This window comes from Pseudomonas taeanensis MS-3 (assembly GCF_000498575.2).
GTDB classification, from domain to species: domain Bacteria; phylum Pseudomonadota; class Gammaproteobacteria; order Pseudomonadales; family Pseudomonadaceae; genus Aquipseudomonas; species Aquipseudomonas taeanensis.
The window spans coordinates 38,808-64,459 of record NZ_AWSQ01000008.1; the positions used below are offsets into that span (position 1 = coordinate 38,808).

Here is a 25,652-nt window from a genome sequence, read left to right on the forward strand (position 1 = left end):
GGCCAGAATTCTGTGTGTACGGACTATTGTCGTCCGCGGACTATTGTCCGCAATTACCAGCACAAGAGCTTCAGCAGTGTGATGAAGCTCTGTGCGTTCTAATCGGAGCTCTGGCGAATGCCAATCCTATGGCTTGTCCTGGTCGTCCTGATCTTCTCAGGTGGGCTGATGATGCAGACCCATGACCGTGCAATCACAGCCGCGGAATATTCCACCGTCGATACATTGAGCCAAAGCCTGCTCGTGTATCGTTCCGCAACTGCGGAGTTCGCCAAGGCGAATCCTGCATTCGCCGGCAATCCTGCAGATGCGGCCTTGAATCTTCCCGGATGGTTCCGAAAGCCAACCGGCATCTCCTCCTATGTCAGCGGAGGCCGAAGTTACACCTACTACCCTGACGGGCCAGGTGGCATGCTGGACGCGCTGGCGAGTGCTACGGAGTCGGAGCTGGTTGGGGTGAAGCGTTCTGGCATCCTGGTATCACCCCGCTCGGCGAGCACCGGAATTGCCCTACCAGCAGTAATTCCCGAAGGTGCAATTGTCGCCTTGAACTGAACGGCAGCCCCCGTCTGGCAAGGCGCGCAACCGTATGTTCACTTGCCAATTCGGGGTGTCGAACACATAATGCCATCAGCAACTGTTCCACCCCGCTGGCTACTGACGGTCATCAGTAGCGCCCTGGTGTTGAAGGTTCGCCTCCTCACCAAACCAAAAGCACGCTGAGCTCCGGGAAGGGCGTGCGGATCTGGTTGATGATTCTCCCTGTGTCTCCCTGTTCTTTTGCTAGTCACGCAGCCGTCAACTCGTGTAATGCGAGTTCACAGACACATAGGGTTCTCAAGAGGTTCGGTGCACCGTGATCCAAGGGCCGCACTGGTGTTGCGGCCCACACTTTTCCCAATTCTCCATGGGTAGCCTGATGACCTTGCGAAGGGTCATCAGGCTACCCATTGGGTATTGCTTGTCTCTGCCGGTGGCCCGCCGGCGAAACGCAGGGCTCCCTTTGTGCGCGGATGCGTGCCTTCTGTTTGCTGGCCTCAGCCACGATAACCGGCCAGGTGATGTGAGACGTTACGATCAATGCCCAGGGATCGACGCTTCAACTGTCACAGGTGGCGTACTTTTCTCGATTCTGCTCCCTCGACTACAGCCGAGGGTAACTACTGACATGGTTGCCCTCGGTCGCTATTCCATCTCCCCCTTCCCTCTGCTTTCCCCATCCCTCCTTGCTTGACACATTCCCAGCCCCCTTCGATGATAAGCGCGTGCCTTGCTGACGTCGTCAGCAACATGCCCATGCAGCTTGGATCCGAAAAGCTGCGACACGGTTTTTCCGTGTTGATCCACCCAAGGCCGCTTAGCTTCTGGTAGCGCGGCCGGTCGACCTCGGTCGATAGAAGCACCTTCCGCCAACCCAGCGGGGAATTCACTTCCCCGTCGGGGTCAGTGTTTCTCCGCATTTTCAACCTGCAGGAGAAACACCATGTCCACGTTCAGCTATCGCGCAGGTTACGCCCTCGGTACTGTTACCCGGGAATTCCTGCGTGCGGTCAAACAGTCCACGCCCGCTGCACCCGCCAAGCCTCTCATGGCCAGGCGGGCCATGCCGGCAGCAGCCCCTCACCTTTCCGGTCAGGTCCTGGAGCAAATGTGCCAGGTGCCCGCAATCGTTCGCCGGAAACAGGTCGATCTCAACGCCTGGTATGAAGCCAACACCCGTGAAGTGCAGGTGAAGGTGAAAAAACCGCGTACGCGCAAACCCAAGACCAAGCCGGTTCAGGCCGCGACCAATGCGCTTCGCCTGGGCTCTCTCAACGAGTTGATCGCTCCGATTGAGCCGTCCATGAACTGCTGATACACCACACTCACCCTCGTCGGGAAATTCTCCCGGCAGGGAGGTTTTCCGGCGATTCACGCGAGGAAAACCATGTCTCCCAAGAAGCTCAGATGATCTTCGCAAGATCGGTACTACAGCTGTTGCAGCCTCCCTGATAGGTGTATTCCTCAGCGAGCATCGGCTCCTGACGGCGTACGCTTTCCTGGTCGGTGTTATCATCTGGTCCATCGGGATCTTTCTCACCCAGGAGGAATGAAATGAGTCAGACCGTTTTCGGCATGATCATCATGACCTGCCTGCTTCTCTTCTGCTCCGGGATGGCTGTTTGGGCAAAATGGCCCGACTTCAAGGACTGGTGCCACAAGCATCGCCTGCATCAACGCCATCACTGAACTGCACTACACCCAGCCCCTCGAAAGAGGGGCTTTTTTCTTTCATGGGGCTTGACTTTCCTTTCCGCTGTTAACATATTTTCATCCGTGAGCTGCTGACGTCGTCAGCGACCATGCCCAAGCAGTCATGATCTGTGAGACTGCGACACGGTTAACCGTGTTGATCAAACCTAAGATCGCCGAGCTTCCGGTAGCGCGATCGGTCAATCGACAGCGATTGATGGAAGCATCCTCACCTAGCTGTTCCAGCACACACCTTCCAAGCTCTAAACCTCGCGGGGAATACTTTCCCCCAAGGGCGAAGTGTTTCTCCGCTTTCAGTCTATCGAAACTGGAGAATCACCATGAGCAACGCACAGTCCAACGAAATCAAGTTCTTCGATCTGCACACCACCGGTATCGGTTACCTCAACCGTATCCGCGAAGTGAAGCCGCGTAAGGGTTCCCCTTTCATGGCCACCACCATTGCAGCCCTCCGTGGCTCGTCCGATGACGTGGAATACACCTACATCGACTGCAACGTCGTCGGCGCCGAAGCTGAAAAGCTCGTGCGTCGCTGCGAGCAAGCCGTCGACGCCGGTAAGAAGGTCCTCGTGTCCTTCCGTATCGGTGACATCTGGGCAGACGCATTCTCCTACGAAAAGGGCGAGAAGAAAGGTCAGCCTGGCGCAAGCCTCAAGGGTCGGCTGCTCTTCATCGGCTTTATCAAGGTGGATGGTGAAACTGTCTACGAAGCCAAACCGAAGGATGCCGGCGAGCCCCAGGACAACCAACAAGGTGAACCTGAAGCATCGTCCGACGAACCCTCGGCTGAAGAGCAACAGCAATCTGATGCACGTCAGCGCCAGACTGCTTGATTGAAAAACAGGGCGCCCTTCGGGGTGCCTTTCATCACCTACGCAATGCGCCGCTTGTCATCGCATACCCATCCGGGGGGCACCATTCCCCCAGGGCATGGTGTTCTCCAAATTCATTTGGAGATCATCATGAGCTACAACGCCCAAGCTGGAGATATGCCCGCTCTGCCGGAAGTTGAAGAAGTGTCCATCAACGAAGTTGAAGCCGAACTGCTGACCAGCAGTCACTTCTGCGACGTGGTCTGGATCCTCTTCGCTGGCAACACCGGTGACCCAGCTGTAATGGCTGCATGACCAAAGGGCACCTCACGGTGCCCTGGCTTCACTCACACCCACTGGGAAACGCGACCCACTGGGTCATGGCCGTTCCCCATCAAGGAATTCCACATGACCTACGGAAAACTCGCTTTTGCCCAGCTCAACACTAAGTACCCGCTGCAGATCCTGAAGAGTGGTGCCGGTTTCTATATCGGCACGGCTGACGAGTCTGGTCCTATCTCGAGGGAGTCGGTGGAGTATTACCCCACCGCTGAAGTAGCGGCACAGGCTCTGGCTGGAAACGCCTGGACCCAACGAAGCGACTCTTAGATCCATTCGCTTTTGTCCTTGATAGCGTTCCGGTCTTCTCGGACTGAGCAACCTGGCCGGCGGGATTTCCCGCCAGGCCAAGCGAATGCTGATTGGGCTTGCTGTCGTCGACAGCAGACCACCCCAGGGAACCTGAGTCTCATGGTTCCGGCGCGCAAGCGTTGACTCACCCAAGGTCGCCAAGCACTCGGCAGCGCGACCGCATCGCCTCAGGCGATGGAGTGCATATTTCGAACTACCCACGCGGGGATTCACTCCCCATGGGGTGCGTACCCCCCTGTATTCAACGCGGAGGTACCACCATGAACACACAGCTCACGCTGATTGAAACCACGGACTTCAAAGCCGCTCGTATCGCCCAGGAAAACCGGGTGATCGAAAAAGCCTTGCAGATCCTCGACCAACGGATTTTCACCCGAGGCCCCGAATTAACGTCACCCAGCTTGGTAGCCGACTACCTGAAACTGCAGCTTGCGCAGCAGGATCATGAGGTATTCGGCGTGGTTTTCCTCGATGCCAAGCACCGGGTGCTGCAATTCGAGGTGCTGTTCCACGGCAGCATCGATGGTGCCAGCGTCTACCCCAGGCAAGTGGTCAAACGTGCCCTGGCCCACAACGCCGCGGCCGTCATCCTCACCCACAACCATCCCTCAGGCTGCCCTCAACCCAGCCAGGCGGATCGAACCTTGACTGCACGGCTGAAGGAAACGCTAGCCCTGGTCGAAGTGCGTGTCCTGGACCATTTGATTGTTGGCGAAGGCCGTCCTCTGTCCCTGGCCGAATACGGCTGGATCTAGCTCACACCGGCGCCTTCGGGCGCCTTTTTCTCACTTACGCAACATCAGTTACTCCACCCACCCTCGCGGGGATTCACTCCCCAGCCCGGGCGACGTGCGTCTCCGTTTTTCCTCTGGAGATTCACCATGTCGAAACTGTACGGCGCAACTGCGCTTACCCCTGCGGCGGCACGGATTCTGTCCATGCCGGTGGTATTCACCCCCGAGGCATGGCAGCAAGCTGTGAATCTGGAGTCGGCTGACGAGCTGGCCGACATCGAAGACCGCCTCTGCTCCACTCTGGCTGCAGCCTACAGAGCTGTATTCGCCGCACCCTCGGATGACGTTGTCGACTTCGGTCTTCACCGCCTACCGCCCGATGGCAACCCTCACCAACCGCTCTGGCTGGATCTGCAAGCGAGTCATCAGGACGTCATGGGCTCAACCGCCCAGTTGCTGATCTCGCTCAAACCCAACCCTGTGCAACTGGCGGCTTGACGGGATGCGCCTGGTTCATCAGGCGCTCCTCCAACCACTCAGAGCCCTGGCCTCACACCAGGGCTTCGCTTTTCTCGCAACTGTCCGCTGAGGCCTCGCCCCTCACGGGCTGGCCTCCGCTCTATGAGGAGGACGTCAATGATCCACATCGATGGCCAGTTGGCCATTCGCACCATCACCGGCCGGAACGGCAAGTTCAACGTCGGACGCTTGGCAACCTCTATCGGGGAGTTCGTCATCAAGGACGCCCTCCTTGATCAGTACTCCGAAGGGAAGTACCGCGGCAATTTCGCAATTTCGGAAATTCGCCCGTCGTACTACTCCACTGGTGGTCGCCTCGTGGTCGAGATCCGCGCGAAAGTCGACAGCATGACGCTGGAGGACGTCGACAACCTCACGGCCGAGGATGCCGCGCAGCTATCACCCAGCGAACCCGATCCCCTGGACGAGGAGCCAGTCAGGCCTTCGCCCCCAGAGGCTCCTCGCGAAACAAGGAATCCCACGCCCACGCGGGCCGCCCAGATGCCGGCAGACGATGCGCCTTTCGGTATGGACAGTTCCAGCTCGAGCACGAAGCACTCCCAGCCAAACGAAAACGCCGAGCTATTCGGCACCATCTGGCCGTTGGGCAGTGAAGTTCGCCTCGACACCACAGTGGATCGCCAGCGCCTGCGTGCCCAGTGCGCTCGCCTCGGCGAGCTGGGGTACGAGCTGGATTTCAAACTGCAACTCTGGAAACGCCAACCACAACCTTAGGAGCGCCTATGGATCCGCGATACCACAGCGAGGAAGTCTCCAACGAACTCCTGTTGACCTGCAGCGCGCTGCGCGAGGTCGGCCTGGATCAGGAGGCTGATCTGTTCCGAGAGGCGGTCTTCGATCGCCAGTACGTCGACCTTGCACTTCAGGGCCTGCGGATGCGTGTCCATCACGCCTCCCCAGATGACGGGCAGTCCGCCAACCAGGCAGCCCATCGGCTGCTTGAACGGCTGAATCGTCTGCTCGCCTGACCCTTAACCAACCACCACCCTGCCGGGGACTCCCCGCCAGGGAGCCCGGCCACCACATGAGGCCCCACATCATGGGATGGCTATTTTCACACCGCGACAAAGACCGCCTGGTTCAGCTACTTCTGGAGCCCGCGGAAAGCTTCACCCACAAGCGCACGATTCTGGAGCACGCACTGACCGGCCAAGAACTCTGGACCGTCGTTCAGCTGGAGCTGAAGGTAGCGAACTTCATCAACGGCAATGCTGTCGGTGACACCTACACCTTCATCAACTGCGATCTGTTGGAGGTTCAGGGGGGACTCTGGGGCAGCAAGTCGATCCCAGAATCCGCTGGCCCGTATTACTACGGGTGCCCCCTGCACTTCCTGGACATGGCGCCGGACGGCGTCTGTCCGACGTGGCGCGAGGCCCTTCGCAACGACCAGCCGGCCCGGCCCGCCTGATCGACCATCGTCATCCACCCCGAGGGGCAGTCCTGCCCCTCCCCGGGCAGGCCCCCATCTGCAATGGAGGCCACACCCTATGCTGTCTACCCCGCTGCACCAGGTCGAGGAATGTCCCGACCTTTACGTTGACGCCTGTGTCTGCGATGAACAGCGCAACCTGGTCTTCCTCTCTGCCTGGGGCCGCGACACGGCCCTGCAGGAGTTCCTGGCCAGGCTGACCCTCGGTTCCGCCGAGAACGGCCTGGATCAGTTCCACATCACCATGGATGACCGGAATCTTCCGGTCTTCCCCAACGTCGATCTGCTGGAAAAGCGCACCACACGGCAGTTCCGCGGCACCTTGTTCGGCAGCCTGCTGCACCTTTGGCTGTTCGACCGGCGCTGCGCTCGGCCCGACCAGGCCAACCACTTCGCCTATGCCCTCCTCGAGGAGGCGACGGACCCACTCCAGCAGCTATGGCCGCTGGTCACCGAAACCTGCCCTTTGCCGCTCCTGCAGCACTGGCGGGAGCCGGTGATGGAGGTCCTCACCCAACACGGCATGCTCCAGCCCCTCCCCGGGGCGCTGGGCGCGATCAGCGCCTGGCGGCTGTCCATGCAGCTCGACGTGCTCGAACCCGCCCTCGGCGACCTAATCCGCCAAGGGCGATTGACCACCGAGGCTCAGGCAACCGCCTGAGCCCTCTTCCCGACTTCGCGCAACTGCTGAACTTCACATACCAAGGAGGCCTTATGGCTTTGATGTTCCCGCGCCTGGCGCACAACTTCGCCCGCAACGGCTACTTCCCCACTGACGAAATCACCCTGGAGCGCGCGCTGCAGGCCCTGGCTCCATCCCCTGCCGGCAAGATGAGGATCTTCGATCCCTGCGCCGGCGAGGGAGTGGCCCTGGCCGAGGCAGCCCATGCTCTTGGGTGCGACCAGGTCGAGGCGTTCGCGGTCGAATATGACCGGGAGCGCGCCGACCACGCACGCACCTTGCTGGATCGGGTGCTGCACAGCGACCTGATGGACACCATGATCAGCCGGCAGGCCTTCGGGTTGCTCTGGCTCAATCCACCCTATGGCGATCTGGTGGCCGACCACTCCGGTGCATCTCAGTACCAGGGCAACGGTCGTCGCCGACTGGAAAAGGCGTTCTACCAACGGACCTTGCCGCTGTTGCAGTACGGTGGCGTGCTGGTGTTCATAGTTCCGCACTATGTCCTGGACGACGAACTGACTGGCTGGCTCTGCAACCACTTCACCGCACTGCGGATCTACGCGGCTGCCGACCCCACCTTCAAACAGGTGGTCATCTTCGGCATTCGTGTGCGTCGCCAGGACCTGGCCAGGCCTCGGGAAGTGGCCCAGGTGCGTGATCGCCTACAGGAGATCGGCGCCGGACAGGAAACCGCCGAGGAGCTGCCAGCCATTTGGCCGTGGGAGCCCTATGCGGTGCTGCCGGCGGTGAACGACCTGGAGCACTTCTACCGGGTCACCTTGGAGCCGGAGCAGTTCAGTCACGAAATCCAGCGCCTGCGTGGGCTCTGGCCGGACTTCACTCTCCACTTTGGTCAGACTGGCATTCAGCCGCGGCCACCGGTCCGTGAGTTGTCGCGCTGGCACTTGGCGCTCGCGCTGGCCGCCGGCGCGATCTCCGGAGTGGTGACCTCAAGGAACGGACGCGTCCTGGCACTCAAGGGCGATACCTACAAGGATAAGGTCCGCAAGACCGAATCCACCGAGGACGAGGACGGCAACGTCTCCGAGGTGAGGATCCTGACCGATCGCTTCGTGCCCATTATCCGGGCATGGGACATAACGCCAGGCTCACCGAACCTTGGCAGGGTATTGACCATCAGCTCTACAGCAGTGGCAACGGAAGAGCCTCAGGCTCCGCCGGCACCAATGACCTTGAGCCCGCTTCCTGGCCCGTTGTTTTCGCCTGGTCGTGTGGTAATGGCCAGCTCCGTCCACCATCTGGTGGAAGGTGGCCTGCTCAATCCGACCCTCTACTTGAAACGCCATCTGGCGGGAGACTGGGGAGAGCTGACCGATGACGACAAGCAGGCGAACCAGCAGGCCCTGAAGTATGGGGACCGGCTGTTCTCCGGCTACGACATCTGTGCCGGCGACGAAACCAGGCTCTGGATCATCACCGAAGCCGATCGCAGCGTGACCACCCTGTTGTTACCTGACGACTACTGACCCACCGCCACTCCGGCACCTTCAACCAACCCGCAGGGTATGCACATACCCGGCCGGGTGTCGTGCATGCCCTGCTTCATCCCCCCCAGGAAAAGCACCATGAACGATCTGACCCAGACCTTCACCCAGGTCCCTGCCACACCACTCTCCATAGGCCTCACCGACTTCATCGACGAATTCGGCGACGAGTTGCTGGACTCCCTCAACCGCTCCAATCCACCGGTCTATGCCGGCGACGCCAACGGCGCCCGCCAGTTGGTGATGGATGGTCTCAAACGCACACCCTTCCCCGCCCAGGCGGAGGTGGTCCAGGCCATCGCCGCGCTGCTGCTCGATCGCAACGAACAGGCCGGCGTCATCAATGCCGAGATGGGCACCGGGAAGACCATGATGGCCATCGCCGTGGCCGCCGTCATGCACAGCGCTGGCTATCGCCGCACGATGGTCATCTCTCCCCCGCACCTGGTCTACAAGTGGCGGCGCGAGATCCTCGAAACCATTCCGGACGCCCGCGTCTGGGTGCTCAACGAACCCGATACCCTGGTCAAGCTGCTGAAGCTGCGTCAGGAGATCGGTGAGCCCTACGACGGGCGTCAGGAGTTCTTCATCCTCGGGCGCGTGCGCATGCGGATGGGGTTCCACTGGCGCCTGGCCTGCTGGCAGCGGAGCGCCGCCGGCGGCCGGCTGATGGCTGGCTGCCCGGATTGCGGCCGTGTGCTCGAGGACCAGGAGGGCAACCTGATCACAGTCGAGGAGTTTCACCGTGAGGAGCGCCGCCGGCGCTGCCCCCACTGTGAGGCGGCTCTGTGGACACTGATGCGCCCGGGCAGAGCGGACGGCGGCAACCGCCGCTCGACGATCCTGAAGTCGATGTGTCGGATCCCGACCATCGGCCCCGTGCGTGCCGAGCGGCTGCTGAACGACTTCGGGGAGGACTTCCTTGCCTCGATGCTGGTGGACAACGTGTCCGAGTTCATCAACCTGATGGACGCCAAGGGCAACTTCATCTTCAGCGATCGCCAGGCCAAGCGCATGGAGCGCGCCATGGCGAACATCGAGTTCGGCTTCGGCGAAGGCGGCTACCAACCTACGGAGTTCATCAAGCGCTACCTGCCGGATGGCTTCTTCGACCTGCTGGTGGTGGACGAGGGGCATGAGTACAAGAACAGCGGTTCGGCCCAGGGCCAGGCCATGGGCGTGCTTGCAGCGAAGGCACGGAAATCCGTGCTGCTGACCGGCACGCTCATGGGCGGCTATGCCGACGACCTGTTCTACCTCCTGTTCCGCATCCTCACCCAGCGCATGATCGAGGACGGCTACCGACCGAACGCACGCGGCAGCATGGCTCCTGCAGCCATGTCGTTCATGCGCGATCACGGGGTGCTGAAGGACATCTACACCGAGCGCGACGGCGAGTCGCACAAGACGGCCAAGGGCAAGAAGCTCTCGGTACGAACGGTGAAGGCTCCGGGCTTCGGCCCGAAAGGCATCCACCGCTTCGTGCTGCCGTTCACCGTGTTCCTGAAGCTCAAGGACATCGGTGGCAACGTCTTGCCCGACTACCAGGAGGAGTTCGTCGACGTACCCATGTCGCCGGAGCAGGCCTCGGCCTACCAACGACTGGCAGCCACACTGACCGCGGAACTGCGCCAGGCCCTGGCTCGTCGAGATACCACGCTCCTGGGCGTGGTGCTCAACGTGCTGCTGGCCTGGCCGGACTGCTGTTTCCGGACGGAGGTGGTGAAGCATCCTCGCTCCCGGGACACGCTGGCATTCGTGCCAGCGATATTCGGCGACGAGGAGCTGATGCCCAAAGAGCAGGCGCTAGTGGACCTCTGTCTCGCGGAGAAGGCCAAGAACCGCAAGGTGCTGACCTACACCGTGTACAGCGGGACGCGCGACACAACCAGTCGGCTCAGGCGGGTGCTGGAACAGGCCGGCTTAAAGGTGGCAGTACTGCGCGCCTCGGTGGATACGGCCAGGCGCGAGGACTGGATCCTCGACCAGGTCGACCGCGGAATCGACGTGCTGATCACCAATCCGGAGCTGGTAAAGACCGGGCTGGATTTGCTGGATTTTCCGACCATCGCGTTCCTGCAAACTGGGTACAACGTGTACACCCTGCAGCAGGCAGCGCGGAGGTCCTGGAGAATCGGGCAGAAACACCCGGTGCGGGTGGTGTTCTTCGGCTACGCCGGTAGCTCGCAGATCACCTGCCTGCAGCTGATGGCCAAGAAGATCGCCGTGGCGCAGAGCACGTCGGGAGACGTTCCTGAGTCAGGCCTCGACTCGCTGAACCAGGATGGTGACTCGGTCGAGATGGCACTTGCCAGGCAGCTTATCGCAGCATGACTTCAAGGCCACCTTCGGGTGGCTTTTTTATGGCCGCGTGACCGTCACGCATGCGCCCAGACGATGGGCTCTATCCGCGGCTGCTCGCGATGCGCGGCCTGCCACAGGTCATAGGCCGACTGCATGGCCAGCCAATGGCGAGCGCGGCCGATGTTGGCCAGCTCCAAGCGATAGGCCATATCGGCCGTAATCGAGGCGCGACCATTGATCACCTTGGACATCTGGACACGCGAAAAACCCAAGCGCTCGGCCAGGGCGGTCACGGTCATATCGAGTTCCGGCAAAACATCCTCGCGCAGGATCTCTGCTGGATGCGGGGGATTGTGCATAGGCATGGGGCAAACCCTTTAGTGGTAGTCCTGATAATCGATCAGCTCGGCGTCTTCGCCGTCGAAACGGAAAGTCATTCGCCAATTGCCTGACACGCGAATCGACCAATGCCCAGCCAGATCGCCTTTCAGCTCATGCAAGTGATACCCGGGAATGTCCATATCCGTAGGGATCTTGGCTTCGTCCAAAGCAAACAGCTGACGCTTCAAACGAGGCGCGTGCGCGGCATTGATCCCGCGCGTACTGCTGGTTTCGAAGAAGACCCGAAGTCCTTTGTGTCGGAATGACTTAATCATGCCCAGGAGTGTAAACAGTTAGTTTACAGGCGGCAAGAAATTGCAGATATTCCTTGCATGCCAGCAATCGCTCGCTGCCGGCCCGCGGCGCCGGCGCGAACAGGTCGGCCTGTGCCTGATCTGGCCACGAGGTCCGCACGCCCCACCTTTACGGCGCCGGAAAATACCCACTTCACTAGAAATGTATTTCTTGCTGCACCAGCTACCAGTGCTTTGAGAGGGTGTCCCCCGGCTTCGCGCGAGGACATCCATGAACCTACCACGCCCTACCCGCTCAACCCTGCTTCTCAGCTTCTGCCTGGTCCTGATGGCGGGAGGGCTGGTCTACCAGCACTTCCAGCTTACCCAGCTTCGAAGCTCGATCGACGGTGCCGCCGAAAAGACTTCGATCGACGCGATTCTGACGCGACTGAACAACATCGACGAGCGCCTGGATTCCGTCGACGGCAAGCACCTGGTCTCCGACGAAGATTTCCGCGCGGGCCAGCAGGCGCTATCGAACCGCATAGACGCCGCGCAGGCGTTTGCCAAGCAGGTGAACGAAACAGTCCAGGACCTTTCCCGGAATGTCGCCTCGAGCGGAGAGTTACTGGCCCTGAAGGCCACCGTGGAAACGCTGGACGAGAGCGTCCAGGAGCTTCGTAAGGCCCAGCCCAAAGCTCCACCCCTGATCATCCCGAAGCGAACCGCCGCAAAAAGCCCCCCAGCACAGAAGGCCAAGCCGAAGCCCGCCGCGCCAGAACCCCCACCCTTTCATGTCGTCGGCGTGGAGTACCGCGGCGGAGAGCGCTTTCTCTCAGTTGCACCGCCGGGCAGCACCCGTCTGAGCCAGATCTATCTGATTCGCCCGGGAGATGCCGTTGCAGGCACAGCCTGGCACCTCAACGCTCTTGACGATCGCTCGGCCCGCTTCGATGTGGCCGGCACGCCGCGAACCATCAATATCCAGCCGTAGGGACCAAACATGTTCGAGCCATTCAACTGGAGCAAGCGCTGCATCACTAGAGCAACGCCGACATTGGTAATCAGCGGCATGATTGCCCTCTGGAGCGCCTGCGCGCCGCAGGCACTCGCCGAGGCACAACCGTCGCAAGAGATCCGCACCCGGCAGAGCAACGCGTCCATACAAGGACTGCATCAAGCAAGCTCCATCGAGGAGCAGGCACAGGAGTGGGGGTTGACGTCTCAAGAGTTCAGCCGCTACCAGACCCTGATGCAGGGACCGCGAGGCGTCTACTCCCCTGGGCTGGATCCACTCACCACGCTCGGAATCGAGGCTCGTAGCGCGGAAGAACGACGTCGCTATGCCGAGCTGCAGGTCCAGGCGGAGCGGCAACGAGTGGACAAGGAGTTGGCATACCAGCGGGCTTACGATGAGGCCCACGCCCGCATGTACCCCGGCGAGAAAGTCATCCAGATCACGTCCAGCCCCGCGCCAGGTATCGGCGGCAGCAAGCTGGCGCTACAGGGCAGTGGCCGCCTCGCCATCTTCGTGAAGGACGATTGCCCTCCCTGCATTGCGCAGGTGCAGGACCTCCAGGCTAAGAAGCAACCATTCGACCTTTACTTCATCGGCAGTCAGGGTGAGGACGAGCACATCCGTCGCTGGGCGATCCTTGCCGGCATTGAGCCGAAGAATGTGCGTAGCCGCCAGATCACCTTGAACCATGACCAAGGCCGCTGGATGGGGCTAGGCCTTGGCGGCGACTTGCCTGCAGTGGTGCGAGAGGTGAACGGGCAATGGCAGCGTCACTAATCAAGAGGGCCGCGGCCGCCAACCTGGTGCTGATAGGCGCACTCGCGCAGGCAGCGGAGATTCCGCCTCCGGCCTACCAGTTGATCGCATTGCCCCATGGTGTTCCGTCGGAGGTCCTCTACTCCGTAGCCCTGCAGGAGAGCGGAACACGCATTCGAGGGCAACTGGTGCCTTGGCCCTGGACGTTGAATGTCGCCGGCGCCGGCTATCGCTTTGCCACCCGCGACGATGCCTGCAGGGCGCTTACGGTGGCCATCCAGGTAGCCGGTGCCAAACGAGTCGACGCAGGCCTGGGACAGATCAACATCGGCTGGAACGGACACCGCTTCGCCACGACCTGCGATTCCCTCGACCCCTATCAGAACCTCATGGCCGTCGTGAACATCCTCAATGAACAGAGAGCGGAGGGAGGCGACTGGATCACTGTCGCCGGCCGCTACCACCGGCCCGCCGGCGGGCAGGCAGCTGCCAATTACCGCAAGGCTTTCGCGAAACACCTCAGCCGGGTCACCGGCATCAACCTACTGGCGGCCAATCCATGAAGACCCTGCACATCTTTGCATCCCTGCTGCTCACCAGTTGGGCAGCCGGCGCATCAGCCGGAAACCTGATCGTTGTCGAGGACCGCGGCGGTGCCACTGCGCTGCCCTACTACCAAGACCTGGAGCCAGAGCCGCTGACCGGCAGCTCCTCTCCCACTATTGGCGTGCGCGGGTCGGGTGCCTTCCCGGTCCGATCCGCTCAGTTGAGCCCTGGCACGGTTCAGGGCCGAGCCATCAATGCGCCGGGCTTGCAACCGGTGTTCCTGGTCGGCGACGACCAGTTGTCCCGCTCCTGGCTGTTGCAGCGGCGAGACCAGCTGCAGCACCTGCAGGCGGTAGGCCTGGCCATCAACGTCGCCAGTGAAGAGCGCCTGGCGGAGATTCGCCGTTGGGCAGGCAACCTGCAGGTGCTGCCCACACCAGCGGACGACCTAGCTGCACGTCTTGGCCTTCGCCACTACCCGGTATTGCTCACGCCCACCGCCATCCAGCAATAGGAGATAGCTGTGACAGCGCCCTTCATCACCATGGTGATCAAGCAACCGTCCGATCCACGTGCTCGGCAACTCATGCATGACCAACTGACCCATGTCATCAGCCTCTATGGAGGCAGCATCACGGGATTGTCGCTCGAGGACGAAATGACCCTCTGCGAACGGCTGCAGGAGCGGCTTCCCGACTATGAGGTCGAGCAGGCCCGGGAGGAAGTGGCTGCCCTGCACGCGGAACAACCTCGCAGCTCGCGCAAGCGGGTACAGGGAACCTTAAAGGCATAAGCACATGGCCAGCACCTATACCATCGAAACGCTACTCCGGCCTGCCGTCGAGCTCTACACCGCAGAGGTCTGCTTCACGGTGGCCGCACTGTGTGTGTTCGCACCTTGGACGCTGGCCCTGACCCCTCTGTTCGGCTTGGTCGCAGCGCTTGGCTTCCTGGCCCTCGGGAGCATGCGACTGAAACAGGCCCTACTTGTGCTGCGCTACCGCCGCAACATCCGTCGGCTGCCCCACTACACCATGACCAGCAAGGACATGCCGGTCAGCAATGAGCGGCTCTTCATTGGCAAGGGCTTCCGCTGGACCCAGAAGCACACCCAGCGCCTCATGGACACATACCTGCCTAAATTCGCTCCTTACGTCGAACCGACCCCGCTGTATCAGCATGCCCGGCGCCTCGAGGCACGCCTGGAGTTCGCCCCTTTCCCGCTGAACCTGTTGGCCAAGGCAACTGCTTGGGACGTACCCCTCAACCCGGCACGCCCGCTTCCCCCAGTTGGAGGCCTGCCGCGCATCCACGGCATTGAGCCGAGCGAACATGACGTCAGCCTGCCCCTGGGCGAGCGCGTTGGTCACTCGCTCGTGCTAGGAACCACGCGGGTCGGCAAGACCCGGCTGGCCGAACTGTTCATCACCCAGGACATTCGTCGCAAACGCGGTGGGCAGCACGAAGTGGTGATCGTCTTCGACCCCAAAGGCGACGCCGACCTCCTCAAACGCATGTACGTCGAGTGCAAGCGCGCCGGCCGGCTGGACGAGTTCTATGTCTTCCACCTGGGGTGGCCGGACCATTCGGCGCGCTACAACGCGGTAGGGCGGTTTGGCCGCATCTCCGAGGTCGCAACCCGGGTTGCCGGTCAGCTGTCCGGCGAGGGCAATTCCGCGGCCTTCCGCGAATTCGCCTGGCGCTTCGTCAACATCATCGCCCGTGCCCTGGTCGCGCTCGGCCGGCGCCCGGACTACGAACAGATCCTCAAGCACGTGATCAACATCGATGCGCTGTTCGTCGAGTACGCCCAGAAATACTTCGCCGAGCACGACCCCAAGGCCTGGGAGTCCATCGTCGCGATCGAGGGCAAAATCGACCGTAAGACCCTCAGCTTCGCCATGAAGGACCGGCCGCTACGCGTGGTGGCCATAGACATGTACCTCACCCAGCAACGCATCTCCGATCCGGTCATAGACGGACTGCGGTCAGCGGTTCGGTACGACAAGACCTACTTCGACAAGATCGTGGCATCGCTGCTGCCGCTGCTGGAGAAACTCACCACCGGCCGGATCGCAGAGCTGCTTTCGCCAAACTACCAAGACCTGGAAGATCCACGGCCGATCTTCGATTGGATGCAGGTCATCCGCAAACGCGCCGTGGTCTACATCGGACTCGACGCCCTCTCCGATACCGAGGTGGCCGCAGCCGTGGGCAACTCGATGTTCAGCGACCTGGTGTCGGTAGCCGGCCACATCTACAAGTTCGGCATCGATGATGGGCTGCCCGGGGCCGGCAGCGGCAAGGTGGCCATCAACGTCCACGCCGACGAGTTCAACGAGCTGATGGGCGAAGAATTCATCCCGATGATCAACAAGGGCGGCGGCGCCGGTATGCAGGTCACCGCCTACACCCAGACCATGAGCGACATCGAGGCGAAGATCGGCAGACGCGCCAAAGCAGGCCAGGTGATCGGTAACTTCAACAACCTGTTCATGCTGCGCGTGCGCGAAACCGCGACGGCGGAGCTGCTCACCAACCAGCTGCCGAAGGTCCAGGTGTTCACCAGCACACCGGCAAGCAGCGCGAACGATTCCGTCAATGGCAAGACAGCCTTCACCTCCAACACCCACGATCAGATTCAGAGCGTCAGCGTCCCGATGATCGAACCTGCCCATGTGGTCGGCCTGCCGAAGGGACAGTGCTTCGCCCTCATCGAAGGCGGCAACCTCTGGAAGATTCGCATGCCGCTGCCGGCAAGCGATCCCGGCGAGGTCATGCCGAAAGATCTCCAGGCCCTGGCCGACAGCATGCGCAAGGGCCAGGCCGCGAATACGGACTGGTGGCAAGCGCCCGGCTATCAGGCGCTTAACGAGTCGCTACCGGCGGACCTGGTCAACGACTTCCGCAACATGGCCAGCGGCGAGCAGGCCGCCTAGGCGTAACGGAGACAGGCCATGGCAGATGTCGCGGAGAAAGCCCAACAGCAGCAGGAAAGCGAGAAGACCTTACTGGGGATGCTGTTCGCGCTGCCCTTCCACTTCATCGGGGTGATGTTCGGCTCCCTGCTGGGCGCCATCCTGGTCGAATGGGTGTGCCTGTACGTCTTCTGGCCGGATGCCGGTTGGAAGCATGCCCAGCAGATGTTCGAGCATGAGCTCAGCTGGCTGTCCCAGGACCTGCTGCGCAGCGTGATCATTCAAGAGCCAGGACGAACCGCTACCTGGCTGGCCCAGTTGGTCTACGACTGGACCATGGTCAAGTCCGGCCTGCAGGACGGGATCAATACACTGACGAACTACGCGCGAACCAACCGGCAGACTGGCAGCCTCGACCTGCGGTACCAGATCGGCTGGGTGCTCATCAAATTCCAGGACTATGGCCTGGCCGCGCTCTATACCGTCCTGACCTTCTGCGTGCGGATGGTGATCCTGACGCTCACCATTCCGCTGTTCGCGATGGCAGCATTCACCGGACTGGTCGATGGCCTGGTTCGCCGCGACCTGCGCAAATTCGGCTCAGGGCGTGAGTCGAGCTACCTGTACCACAAGGCCCGGGCCACCATCGTGCCGCTCACCATCGTGCCGTGGACGGTCTACCTGGCGATCCCGATCAGCATCAGCCCGCTGCTGATCCTTCTGCCCTGCGCCGCCCTGCTGGGGGTATCGGTGTGCATTACCGCCGCGAGTTTCAAGAAATATCTCTAGGCCCGAAAAGAAGTAATATTTTCTTTATATATCAAAATTATAGAAGGCCACACAAGAAGATAAGCCGGAAGCTTTGGCTATCATTGTCAAACGTCCGGCAGCGGTTTACCGGACGACGTTAAGCGAGTTGGCACTGACTGGCGCCTTTTGCTGCTCTATGTTGAAACCTGCCGGATATTCAACACCACCCATACCTCAAACCCCTTCTCCCGCGCAGCTTTCTCGGCCTCGAGCTGGGCGGCGAGAGTGCTGATGGAGCGGGAGCGGTGCTCGAAGCGGAATGGAGAGCCTCCATTCTTGCGCACGCTAAGTTCAACGAGTGTGAAGGTGGAGGACGGTTTGGGCATTGGCTGCTTCTGGGGAGCAGAGTCAAGACCGAGTGCGCGCCGCATCTCGGCTTCGGTGAGTTTTGTGTCAGTCAAGCGAGATCCCTACAGCGATTACGGGTAGCGCCATTGTAGCGAGGAGTCGCGCTGTTATGCGTCGCACATCGTTGGGTATCGCCCACTGTTTTCTTGATCAAATTTTGAGCTCTATTTTCTAGCCGAATTCTGTCTGTAGCGATCGTTGCGACCCGGCCGGTCGCGACAGGCAGTGATCGGCCCAGACTGTATAACGTTGGCATCGACCTTGCTATGATTTGATGGATTTGAAATTAGTGGGAGACGCCAATGAAGCGTTTTATCCAGGGAGAGCATCGAGGCCAAAGCACGCTGCTTCCCGAGAGCCTGGATGACTATGTGGCGGACACCAACCCGGTGCGGGTGGTCGATGTTTTCGTCGATGAACTCGACCTTGGCACGCTGGGTTTTGAAGGTGTCGTCCCGGCTGAAACAGGTCGGCCCGCTTACCATCCTGCCGACCTCCTGAAGATCTACATCTACGGCTACCTCAATCGTATCCAGTCCAGTCGCCGTCTCGAACGCGAGGCTCAGCGCAACGTTGAGTTGATGTGGCTGACCGGACGGTTGATGCCGGACTTCAAGACCATCGCTAACTTCCGCAAGGATAACGGCTAGGCAATCCGCGGCGTCTGTAGGCAGTTCGTGGTGCTGTGCCAGCAGCTTGGCCTGTTCTCTGAAGCGCTTGTGGCCATCGATGGCAGCAAGTTCAAGGCGGTCAACAACCGCGACCGCAACTTCACCAGCGCCAAGCTTCAGCGGCGAATGGAGGAGATCGAGTCCAGCATCAATCGCTACCTGAGCGCACTGGATACTGCAGATCGTCAGGAACCTGCCGTGGCGCAGGTCAAAGCCGAACGCCTCCACGACAAGATCGCGACCTTGAAAACGAAGCTGCAGGAACTCAAGGAAATCGAGGTTCAGCTCAACGAAACACCGGATAAACAGATCTCCCTGACCGATCCCGATGCCCGTTCGATGAAGACGCGAGGCACCGGAGTGGTCGGCTACAACGTGCAGGCGGCGGTCGACGCGAAGCACCACCTGATCGTGACGCACGAGGTCACGAACAACGGAGTTGATCGAGACCAGCTGAGCTCGATGGCCAAGCAGGCGCGAGAGGCCATGGGGGTCGAGGAACTCTCGGCGGTCGCAGACAGAGGGTATTTCAAAGGCGAAGAAATCCTGGCGTGTCATGACGCTGGAATCACCGTTTTCGTACCCAAGACGCTGACCTCGGGTGCGACAGCGGCTGGCCGCTTCGGCAAAGGTGATTTCATCTATGACGCAGCCAAGAACGAGTACCGATGCCCTGCTGGGCAAAGCCTGATCTGGCGGTACTCAAGCGTCGAGAAAGGGCTGAAGCTGCACCGCTACTGGAGTTCGCACTGCCAAGGATGTGCGTTGAAAGAGCACTGTACGCCTAGCTCAGAGCGCCGAGTGAGCCGCTGGGAGCATGAGGCGGTGCTCGAGGCGATGCAGAGTCGCCTGGATCAAGCGCTCGAGATGATGCGAATCCGTCGTCAGACGGTCGAGCACCCGTTCGGCACGCTGAAGTCTTGGATGGGCGCCACCCACTTCCTCACCAAGACTCTCGACCGAGTGAGTACCGAGATGAGCCTGCATGTGCTCGCCTATAATCTCAAACTCGTGTTGAGCGTGTTGGGCAGCGGTGCCCTGATGGCAGCGATGAAGGCCTGAGGCCTGTTTTACGACTCTTACCGCCCTCCAGCAGGCGCGCCGAAGCCTAAAGTGCCATAGCCACCAGAATCACCGAATGCGCCTGATTGGGCCTCCGGCGGCCTCCTGGACGCTGAGAAAATCCCCTGGCAGTTGATTGCCATCGCTTGCTACGTAATGAGATGGTCACCCCCACACCCCGCGAGGGCTATGCTCTCGCTGGGTTTATCTCGGAGGCCATCGCCATGAACAAAGTTGCACTGGTGGGTATCGATCTCGGCAAGCACAGCTTCCATCTGCATGGTCAGGATGGGGCAGGCCGGGCGGTCTTTCGCAAGAAACTCTCGCGACTGCAGATGATGCGACTCTTCGGCAATCTGCCAGCCTGCACGGTGGTCATGGAGGCCTGTGCCGGAGCCCACTTCACGGCGCGGGAGCTCAACAAGCTCGGACACGTCGCCAAACTGATCTCACCGCAATTTGTCAGACCGTTCGTGAAGAGCAACAAGAACGACTTCGTGGATGCCGAGGCCATCTGCGAGGCCGCGTGCAGACCCTCCATGCGTTTTGTCGCACCCAAGACTGCGGATTCCACGCCATCCGGCCACCCAGTCCACGATTATCCGGCCGGGCATTCCACGCACATCCGGCCATCTGTTCCACGGCCATCTGGCCGGGCAGTCGGAGCGCAGCGACGCAGGTTTTGCATTGTTAGTCTGAGGCGCCCGGCGCCGTCAATTTCTTCGTCCGCTTGCGCATCGATTCGCCCTTGAGATTGATCCGGTAGGCGTTGTGCACCAGGCGGTCGAGGATGGCGTCGGCCAGGGTCGGGTCGCCGATCAGTTCATGCCAGTTATCCACCGGCATCTGGCTGGTCACCAGGGTCGAGCGCTGGCCGTAGCGGTCGTCCAGTAGCTCCAGCATGTCCCGCCGTTTTTCGGCTGGCTCCGCTGGAAGAAAATGCCCGGCATGACCTGCTGGAAGTGATCGACGACCGCGCTGGCAGCCGCTCCACCATCCTGACCAGTCAGCTTCCCGTCGATCATTGGCACGGTTGGATCAACGACCCCACGCTGGCCAACGCCATCCTCGATCGCCTGGTGCACAACGCCTACCGAATCGTGATGAAAGGCGAGTCACTGCGACGGAAAAACACGGAGGAAGAAGCCGCATCGTGACCGATGCGGCTACAATCCAAATCCCGCGCAACCGGGGTGAAAACACCGGTCACGAGTTAGCAAAATGAGCGGTCACGTTCACCGAAATCCGCAGCCAGCCACAACTGAAAGGTCAAGATGCCGGGGTATTTGAAATTAGGGGTGCTGGTGTCATCCCCGGCAATTGCATCGCCAATGACGTAAATGAATACCACGGCTATCAAGCCGATAGTTATCCAAGCACCACCGGCCAAGATAGCTGCAGCAGACAATAAGCCAACCACATGAAATAGAAAGTACTTCAGGTAATGCAGCGCGTTCATGGTCGTCTCTCTTGTTATTACTAGAGGAATATCAGGCGGTGGCCGCCAGTGGGTCATGATGGGTTGTGAAGCGATCGGCGTAGATGTGATCACAGGGCACCGCAGAACCGCGCAACATCAAAACCGCGCTATCGATCATTACTGGGGGGCCACACAGGTAGGCGTGAGCACCATCCTCCAGAAACTTGGGGATGAGTTCAGAGACCAGCCCCCTGGCACCTTGCCAGTTGGAGTCACTTGTCGCCCCAGAGAGAACCGGTACGAAATGGAACGAAGCACGCCACTGGGCTGCTAGAGCACTAATTTCATCAAGCGCATAAAGGTCACGTTCTTCGCGAGCACCGAACAGCAAAGTGACAGATCGCTGAGCCCCTACGGAAAGAGCCTCTTCGAGGAGAGCCAGGATTGGTGCCAGCCCACTACCACCTGCCACCAAGAGCAGTGGAGCAGCGCTCGGGCGCAAATAGAAGTCGCCCTCTGGCCCCACAACCATCGCCCCCTGCCCAAGCAGCGACTGATCATTGATTACGCTAGTTACGCAGCCGCCTTGCACCTTACGAATGAAGAAGGACACCTTGCCGTCAGGCTGCGGCCTGTTTGCGAAAGAGAAACTGCGAGCATACAGCGGCAAAATGTCGAAGCAGAGATCGGCATACTGGCCAGCCTTGTAGGGCAGACTCTCCTCTAACTGGATCACCAGCCTGGTGATGTCGTGGGTGAGCTTGTCTTGCGCTACCACCTTACCCCGTACCCGTCGACGGGTCTGAAAAGCGGCAAGATCCACTTCAATGCTCACCTCCCCCTTGGGAACACTCTGGCAGGCCAGTATGTAGCCGGCATCCAGCTCCTCATCACTGAGGATGTAGCCGGTTTCAGTCAACTCTTTCACCTGACCCGATATCAGCTTGCACTTGCAACTGGCGCAACCGCCCACACGGCAGCTATGGGGGAAATCAATGCCCTGGCGCAGAGCAGCGTGCAGCAGAGTTTCACCTGGCCTGACGTCTACCCCGATACCATTGATAAGCGCTGCTGAAGCCTTGCGCTTGGCGAAAAATGAAAACATGTGCCCTCCGAGAGTCATTGTTGGAGTAGGAGCTGCGGACGTTCACATCCTAGCGGCGACCCGGGGCGAGCAAGAGGTTCCGGATTGACAAATAGAGGTCATTTATTGACAATTTACGCAGCGCTGAATTATCGCGAAGAGGGATAGCTATGCTCGACTTCGTCTTGCCTGTGCAGTACTTACGGCAAATCGCCGAGCTGGTTCGGGTCTTTGGCGTAAATCCAGAAGATTGGCTAGCACGCAGCCAACTGACCCTGAACCAGATGGGCGAAGCTAGCTTCCAACCCAGCTTCGACGTGTTCCGCCAACTAACTGAAGACGCCTTGATACTGACCGACGAACCGGCGCTCGGCTTGTTACTGGGCGAGCGGCTGGTTATCAACACGCATGGAATTCTCGGTTTCGCTGCGCAGCAGAGCGAATCGCTTAGCCAGGCCATTCAATTGGTACAGCGCTATCTAGCATTACGCACCACCCTGTTTGACCTTGAGCACGAGCACGACGAGACAACCCAGCTAGAGCACCTCCGCTTCAGTGCAAACTTCACTCTGGGTGCCTGCGAGCGAACACTGCTTGAAGCAGTGATGCTGGCGGTAAAGAATATTTTCGACGCAATCACCTTGGGTTGCGCTCGACCTCGACAAGTCAGCTTCCCCTTCCCTGAACCAACTTATGCCAACCTGGCAATCGACATGTTCGGTTGCGAAGTAGCCTATGGGCAGAGCTGGGCTGGCTTCACTCTGGACACCGAGCTACTTGAACAGCCTCTCAAAATGGCCGACCCGGCAGCCTTCCGAGAAGCCGAAAAAATCTGTCAGCAAGAGTTGGGAAAGCTGGCAGCCAAGACATCAACAAGCGCAGGCGTGCGAAGGATAATGCTGGAGAAACAACACGGCTTCCCAAGCCTGAACGTTACCGCATGGCTGTTCCATCTAACTCCACGCACCCTCCATCGCCGACTACTTGAAGAGGGCACGTCCTTCAAAGAGATCCTCGAGGAGGTACGCCATACACTGGCGGTTGAACATCTCAAAGCTGGTCATTTAACGATGGGGGAGATCGCCTATACATTGGGCTACACAGATCTCGCAAACTTCCGTAGAGCCTTCAAACGGTGGACGGGCACGCCTCCCTCTCATTACCTCAGGCACCTACCCAGCACAGCAGGTAAAGCAACAGAATAAACAGCGCACGACCACCCACACCGACAGACACTCGCAACCTATGTCAAAACATGGGCGACTGTAGTGGTCAAATAATTTCGGACACTGCGATAGGTTGTTTTGCCTGTTTCCGCTCGTAAGTCGTTGGCGGTTGGTAGCCGAGACTCGAGTGCAGGCGCACGTTGTTGTAAAAGCCGGCGATGTAGTCGGCGATATCCGTCATCGCCTCGGCGTGATTGGCGTAGTCATGCTGCCAGACCCGCTCCACTTTCAGGTTCAGAAAGAAGCGCTCCATCACCGCGTCCCAACAGTTACCCTTGAGGCTCATGCTCATCACCAAGCCATGCTGATCGAGTACGGCGCGATGGGCCACGCTGGCGTATTGGCTCCCCCGATCCGAGTGGATGACCAAGCCCGCCGCAGGCTGGCGTTGCGCAATCGCCATCTGTAGCGCCGAGCAGACCAGTTCTGCCGGCATGTTCGGTGCCATCGCCCAGCCGACGATCTTGCGCGAGTACAAGTCCATTACCGCTGCCAGATACAGCCAGCCGCTGCGTGTGCGGATATAGGTGATATCAGCGACCCAGGCCAGATTGACCGCTTCAGGATTGAACTGCCGGTTCAGAATATTGCCCGCTATCGGCAGGTCATGCTTGCTGTCTGTTGTATGGACAAACTTGCGCCTCCAGGTTGGACGGAGTTGGTACTGCGCCATCATTCGCCTGACCCGATAGCGCCCCACGCAGACGCCTTGGGCCTTGAGCGCTGCCTGCAAGCGACGGCTGCCGTAAGCGCTGCCGTTCGCCACGAACAGGGCTTTTAGGAATACGACCACCGGACACGCCTTGATCGGCCTCAGCTGGCGGCTCCGTGCGGCGTAATACCCCGAACGGCTGACCCCGAGCAGCCAGCAGAACCTTGTGGTCATATCGGCTATCAGCCACGCGGCAAGGTGTTGGGGGCAGCAGTTCGATCAACGGAATGATCTACATCCGCGGGCACCACAGCGACTTCGACGACTGGCAAGCCCTAGGCAACCCCGGCTGGTCCTTCGCCGATGTTCTGCCGTTCTTTCGCAAAAACGAGATGCACCAGAGCGGTAGCAGCGAACTCCATGGCGGCGAAGGTGAACTTTACGTCGGTCGAGCCCACCGCCATGTCGCCACCGAAGCTTTCGTCGAAGCCGCCATTCAGGCTGGCCACTCCTACACATCAGACTTCAATGGCGCGCAGCAGGAAAGCATCGGCTACTACGACGTAACCATCCGTGACGGGCGCCGCTGGAGCACTGCCACCGCCTTCCTCAAACCGATCCGCCACCGCGAAAACCTCACCGTACTCACTGGCGCCCACGTCGAGCGCGTACTGCTGCAAGGAAAACAGGCTACTGGCGTGCAAGCTCTGATCAAGGGCCGACGCCTGGAACTGAAGGCGCACAAGGAAGTGCTACTGGCCGCTGGCGCTTTCGGCAGCCCGCACCTGCTAATGCTGTCTGGCATAGGCCCGGAGGCCGAGCTGAAACCACTGGGTATCGCTGTGCAACACGAACTGCCGGGCGTCGGCCAGCACCTGCAGGATCATCCGGACATCGTGCTCTGCTACAAAAGCCGCGACACCTCGCTGCTGGACATCTCTCTCGGCGGTAACATGAAGATGGGCACGGCATTGATCGACTATCTGCGCAACAAAAAAAGGCCCACTGGGAAGCAATTGTGCCGAAGGAGGCGGCTTCCTCAAAACAACCACAGACTTGGCGCGCCCAGATATCCAGTTGCACTCGGTGATCGGCACAGTCGATGACTACAACCGCAAGCTTCACTGGGGGCACGGTTTCAGCTGTCATGTCTGCGTGCTGCGGCCCAAAAGCATCGGCAGCGGCGGCCTGACATCCGCTGACCCAAGTGCAACACCGCGCATCGACCCCAACTTCCTCAGTCACGACGACGATGTGCAGACTCTTCTCAAGGGCTATGGCATGGCTCGCGAGATAGTAGCTCAGGCACCCATGGCGCGCTTCGGCCTCAAGGACATCTACAGCCAGAACCTGCACAGTGACGAACAGCTGATTGAATTGCTACGCCGCCGCACCGATTCCATCTATCACCCGATCGGCACTTGCAAGATGGGGCAGGACGAGATGGCTGTGGTCGATAGCCAGCTACGAGTACATGGCATTGAGGGTCTACGAGTGATAGACGCTTCCATCATGCCGACCTTGGTAGGTGGCAACACCAACGCAGCCTCGATCATGATCGCCGAGCGCGGTGCCGAGTGGGTAGCCTCTGCCAGAGGTAGATAGTAA

General features: G+C 60.2%; 27 protein-coding genes and 6 pseudogenes. 26 read left to right on the forward strand and 7 right to left on the reverse strand.

Annotated features, from left to right (window positions below):
• The first annotated feature begins 168 nt into the window (after positions 1-168).
• The 14 genes from pilM to TMS3_RS20010 all read left to right on the forward strand — a co-directional run bounded on the left by pilM (position 169) and on the right by TMS3_RS20010 (position 10,946).
• The gene (gene pilM / locus TMS3_RS19955; protein WP_200929730.1) at positions 169-555 is read left to right on the forward strand and encodes a type IV pilus biogenesis protein PilM; all 387 of its coding nucleotides are present in this window, start codon (positions 169-171) and stop codon (positions 553-555) included.
• Positions 556-1,483: 928 nt separating this feature from the next.
• Positions 1,484-1,855, forward strand: a complete 372-nt coding sequence (locus TMS3_RS19960; protein ID WP_025167065.1) for a hypothetical protein — start codon at positions 1,484-1,486, stop codon at positions 1,853-1,855.
• Between the two features lie 239 nt (positions 1,856-2,094).
• Complete coding sequence (locus TMS3_RS25770; protein WP_268788227.1) at positions 2,095-2,229, forward strand: hypothetical protein; 135 nt, start codon at positions 2,095-2,097, stop codon at positions 2,227-2,229.
• A 344-nt stretch (positions 2,230-2,573) separates the two neighbouring features.
• Positions 2,574-3,086 (forward strand): STY4534 family ICE replication protein, encoded by a 513-nt coding sequence (locus TMS3_RS19965; protein ID WP_025167066.1) that lies wholly within the window; start codon positions 2,574-2,576, stop codon positions 3,084-3,086.
• A gap of 129 nt (positions 3,087-3,215) precedes the next feature.
• The gene (locus TMS3_RS25500; protein ID WP_200929732.1) at positions 3,216-3,380 is read left to right on the forward strand and encodes a hypothetical protein; all 165 of its coding nucleotides are present in this window, start codon (positions 3,216-3,218) and stop codon (positions 3,378-3,380) included.
• 93 nt (positions 3,381-3,473) lie between these two features.
• Complete coding sequence (locus TMS3_RS19970) at positions 3,474-3,674, forward strand: hypothetical protein (protein WP_025167067.1); 201 nt, start codon at positions 3,474-3,476, stop codon at positions 3,672-3,674.
• A gap of 302 nt (positions 3,675-3,976) precedes the next feature.
• Positions 3,977-4,471: a RadC family protein gene (radC, locus tag TMS3_RS19975; protein ID WP_025167068.1), complete on the forward strand. Its 495-nt coding sequence runs from the start codon at positions 3,977-3,979 to the stop codon at positions 4,469-4,471.
• A gap of 126 nt (positions 4,472-4,597) precedes the next feature.
• Positions 4,598-4,948: a hypothetical protein gene (locus TMS3_RS19980; RefSeq protein WP_025167069.1), complete on the forward strand. Its 351-nt coding sequence runs from the start codon at positions 4,598-4,600 to the stop codon at positions 4,946-4,948.
• Positions 4,949-5,086: 138 nt separating this feature from the next.
• Positions 5,087-5,704: a DUF3275 family protein gene (locus TMS3_RS19985; protein ID WP_025167070.1), complete on the forward strand. Its 618-nt coding sequence runs from the start codon at positions 5,087-5,089 to the stop codon at positions 5,702-5,704.
• 8 nt (positions 5,705-5,712) lie between these two features.
• Positions 5,713-5,958 carry a hypothetical protein gene (locus TMS3_RS19990; RefSeq protein WP_025167071.1) on the forward strand — a complete coding sequence of 82 codons (246 nt, stop codon included), beginning with the start codon at positions 5,713-5,715 and terminating at the stop codon, positions 5,956-5,958.
• Positions 5,959-6,029: 71 nt separating this feature from the next.
• The gene (locus tag TMS3_RS19995; protein WP_025167072.1) at positions 6,030-6,401 is read left to right on the forward strand and encodes a hypothetical protein; all 372 of its coding nucleotides are present in this window, start codon (positions 6,030-6,032) and stop codon (positions 6,399-6,401) included.
• A 79-nt stretch (positions 6,402-6,480) separates the two neighbouring features.
• The gene (locus TMS3_RS20000) at positions 6,481-7,083 is read left to right on the forward strand and encodes a hypothetical protein (RefSeq protein ID WP_025167073.1); all 603 of its coding nucleotides are present in this window, start codon (positions 6,481-6,483) and stop codon (positions 7,081-7,083) included.
• A 53-nt stretch (positions 7,084-7,136) separates the two neighbouring features.
• Entirely contained in the window at positions 7,137-8,594 is a 1,458-nt protein-coding gene (locus TMS3_RS20005) for a DUF6094 domain-containing protein (protein WP_025167074.1), read from the forward strand.
• Between the two features lie 99 nt (positions 8,595-8,693).
• Positions 8,694-10,946: an SNF2-related protein gene (locus TMS3_RS20010; RefSeq protein ID WP_025167075.1), complete on the forward strand. Its 2,253-nt coding sequence runs from the start codon at positions 8,694-8,696 to the stop codon at positions 10,944-10,946.
• 44 nt (positions 10,947-10,990) lie between these two features.
• Here TMS3_RS20010 and TMS3_RS20015 read toward each other — a convergent pair whose 3' ends face one another.
• Together TMS3_RS20015 and TMS3_RS20020 are read right to left on the reverse strand one after the other, a co-directional pair.
• Positions 10,991-11,281, reverse strand: coding sequence for a HigA family addiction module antitoxin (locus tag TMS3_RS20015; protein WP_025167076.1), 291 nt, complete (start codon positions 11,279-11,281; stop codon positions 10,991-10,993).
• Between the two features lie 12 nt (positions 11,282-11,293).
• Positions 11,294-11,572, reverse strand: coding sequence for a type II toxin-antitoxin system RelE/ParE family toxin (locus TMS3_RS20020; RefSeq protein ID WP_025167077.1), 279 nt, complete (start codon positions 11,570-11,572; stop codon positions 11,294-11,296).
• Positions 11,573-11,822: 250 nt separating this feature from the next.
• Here TMS3_RS20020 and TMS3_RS20025 point away from each other — a divergent pair, with 250 nt between their 5' ends.
• The 7 genes from TMS3_RS20025 to TMS3_RS20055 are packed head-to-tail and all read left to right on the forward strand — an operon-like array spanning position 11,823 to position 17,560.
• On the forward strand, positions 11,823-12,527 hold the full coding sequence (locus TMS3_RS20025) for a hypothetical protein (protein WP_029866514.1): 705 nt from the start codon (positions 11,823-11,825) through the stop codon (positions 12,525-12,527).
• Between the two features lie 9 nt (positions 12,528-12,536).
• Positions 12,537-13,328 (forward strand): TIGR03759 family integrating conjugative element protein, encoded by a 792-nt coding sequence (locus tag TMS3_RS20030; protein ID WP_025167079.1) that lies wholly within the window; start codon positions 12,537-12,539, stop codon positions 13,326-13,328.
• Positions 13,313-13,870, forward strand: coding sequence for a lysozyme family protein (locus TMS3_RS20035; protein ID WP_025167080.1), 558 nt, complete (start codon positions 13,313-13,315; stop codon positions 13,868-13,870). Before TMS3_RS20030 ends, TMS3_RS20035 begins: the two co-directional genes overlap by 16 nt.
• A complete protein-coding gene (locus tag TMS3_RS20040) occupies positions 13,867-14,367 on the forward strand; it encodes an integrating conjugative element protein (RefSeq protein ID WP_025167081.1) in 501 nt (166 codons plus the stop codon). The genes TMS3_RS20035 and TMS3_RS20040 overlap by 4 nt, the downstream gene beginning before the upstream one ends.
• A 9-nt stretch (positions 14,368-14,376) precedes the next feature.
• A complete protein-coding gene (locus tag TMS3_RS20045) occupies positions 14,377-14,646 on the forward strand; it encodes a hypothetical protein (RefSeq protein ID WP_025167082.1) in 270 nt (89 codons plus the stop codon).
• A gap of 4 nt (positions 14,647-14,650) precedes the next feature.
• Entirely contained in the window at positions 14,651-16,792 is a 2,142-nt protein-coding gene (gene traD / locus TMS3_RS20050; protein ID WP_025167083.1) for a type IV conjugative transfer system coupling protein TraD, read from the forward strand.
• An 18-nt stretch (positions 16,793-16,810) separates the two neighbouring features.
• Positions 16,811-17,560, forward strand: a complete 750-nt coding sequence (locus TMS3_RS20055; protein WP_025167084.1) for a TIGR03747 family integrating conjugative element membrane protein — start codon at positions 16,811-16,813, stop codon at positions 17,558-17,560.
• Between the two features lie 155 nt (positions 17,561-17,715).
• Here the strand turns inward: TMS3_RS20055 and TMS3_RS20060 are convergent, their stop codons facing one another.
• Positions 17,716-17,982: a hypothetical protein gene (locus tag TMS3_RS20060; protein ID WP_152985537.1), complete on the reverse strand. Its 267-nt coding sequence runs from the start codon at positions 17,980-17,982 to the stop codon at positions 17,716-17,718.
• Between the two features lie 249 nt (positions 17,983-18,231).
• Between TMS3_RS20060 and TMS3_RS20065 the strand changes: the two are divergent.
• Both TMS3_RS20065 and TMS3_RS24775 read left to right on the forward strand, forming a co-directional pair.
• Positions 18,232-19,662: pseudogene (locus tag TMS3_RS20065) on the forward strand (IS1182 family transposase).
• 224 nt (positions 19,663-19,886) lie between these two features.
• Positions 19,887-20,225, forward strand: a pseudogene (locus TMS3_RS24775) (IS110 family transposase); the annotation flags it as partial.
• Between the two features lie 127 nt (positions 20,226-20,352).
• Here TMS3_RS24775 and TMS3_RS20075 read toward each other — a convergent pair.
• Positions 20,353-20,583 (reverse strand): annotated as a pseudogene (locus tag TMS3_RS20075) (ATP-binding protein); the annotation flags it as partial.
• On the opposite strand from TMS3_RS20075, the pseudogene TMS3_RS20080 reads away from it, so the two are divergent.
• Positions 20,583-20,819 (forward strand): annotated as a pseudogene (locus TMS3_RS20080) (ATP-binding protein); the annotation flags it as partial. The pseudogenes TMS3_RS20075 and TMS3_RS20080 sit on opposite strands and share 1 nt — an antisense overlap.
• Positions 20,820-20,875: 56 nt before the next feature.
• On the opposite strand, the gene TMS3_RS20085 reads toward TMS3_RS20080, so the two are convergent.
• Entirely contained in the window at positions 20,876-21,121 is a 246-nt protein-coding gene (locus TMS3_RS20085) for a hypothetical protein (RefSeq protein WP_025167089.1), read from the reverse strand.
• A gap of 31 nt (positions 21,122-21,152) precedes the next feature.
• Entirely contained in the window at positions 21,153-22,187 is a 1,035-nt protein-coding gene (locus TMS3_RS20090; RefSeq protein ID WP_025167090.1) for a 2Fe-2S iron-sulfur cluster-binding protein, read from the reverse strand.
• A gap of 149 nt (positions 22,188-22,336) precedes the next feature.
• Here TMS3_RS20090 and TMS3_RS20095 point away from each other — a divergent pair, with 149 nt between their 5' ends.
• Complete coding sequence (locus TMS3_RS20095; protein ID WP_025167091.1) at positions 22,337-23,371, forward strand: AraC family transcriptional regulator; 1,035 nt, start codon at positions 22,337-22,339, stop codon at positions 23,369-23,371.
• 67 nt (positions 23,372-23,438) lie between these two features.
• Here the strand turns inward: TMS3_RS20095 and TMS3_RS20100 are convergent.
• Positions 23,439-24,263, reverse strand: a pseudogene (locus TMS3_RS20100) (IS3 family transposase); the annotation flags it as partial.
• 9 nt (positions 24,264-24,272) lie between these two features.
• Between TMS3_RS20100 and TMS3_RS20105 the strand changes: the two are divergent.
• Positions 24,273-25,649: pseudogene (locus tag TMS3_RS20105) on the forward strand (GMC family oxidoreductase); the annotation flags it as partial.
• Positions 25,650-25,652: the final 3 nt, after the last annotated feature.